The following is a 770-nucleotide window of genomic DNA, read 5'->3' as shown; positions in this document are numbered from 1 at the left end:
GAGTCTGGCAGCAGAAGATCGTATTTCCAGCTGGTTGAAATATCGTTAAGTGTATCTCGAAAGCCTTTGATTACGGCTTTTACTTCACTGGCGGCTTGTTTGCCTAAGTCTTGCCAGTTTATTTCGCGCAGGTATTTTACTGGGTCGCCTTTACCCATCTTGCGTAACACTGCAATAGCGGCTTCCATTGACTCACCACTATTTTTAATTACAACTTTACCCACGCCTTTTACAGCAGAGCCTAATAATGGAACCAAACCAATGGCGGTTAGGGTAAAGGCTATCCAACCGTCGCTGTCATTGGCTTTGTCATCATCGGTGAGTAACACGGTATTTGCACAAATATCACGAATATCCATGATTTGGTCAACCACCGGTATCATCGAGATAATTGTACCCACAACGATTTGTGATGTACTCGGGTTTCTATTAAAGTCACCTTGCAGTGTGCCCCATAACCAATCGCCTGCTTGGTTGGCTAAATTGCCAGCCTCTTCCAGTTTTGCAGTGTTACCGCTATTGATCATGTGCACAGCATCAGCGGTGGTTATTTGCCCATACAACGGGTTTGGTGTGGTGTTATCTTCAGGCTGAAAATCGCGACTGTCTTCGCCGTATTTAACACTGAACTGACCGCTGGGAATATTGCTGAGTTGTGCTTGTCCACTGTCATCTAGTTGCCCGGTCGCTTGCGTTCCATCATCAAAGGTAATGGTGTAGGGCGCATTTTTAACCGGGCTGCCGTCTTGGTAAACGTATTCTAAATCGAC

At 45.8% G+C, this 770-nt stretch carries 1 pseudogene; it reads right to left on the bottom strand.

Going from position 1 to position 770, the window contains the following annotated elements:
- A pseudogene (locus H5154_RS23935) lies at positions 1 to 770 on the bottom strand (hypothetical protein); the annotation flags it as partial.

The sequence above is a fragment of the Pseudoalteromonas sp. SR44-5 genome, from assembly GCF_014163675.1.
GTDB classification, from domain to species: Bacteria; Pseudomonadota; Gammaproteobacteria; order Enterobacterales; family Alteromonadaceae; genus Pseudoalteromonas; species Pseudoalteromonas rhizosphaerae.
The sequence above is the reverse complement of the archived record's forward strand: the minus strand, read 5'-3'. Positions and strand labels throughout refer to the sequence as shown.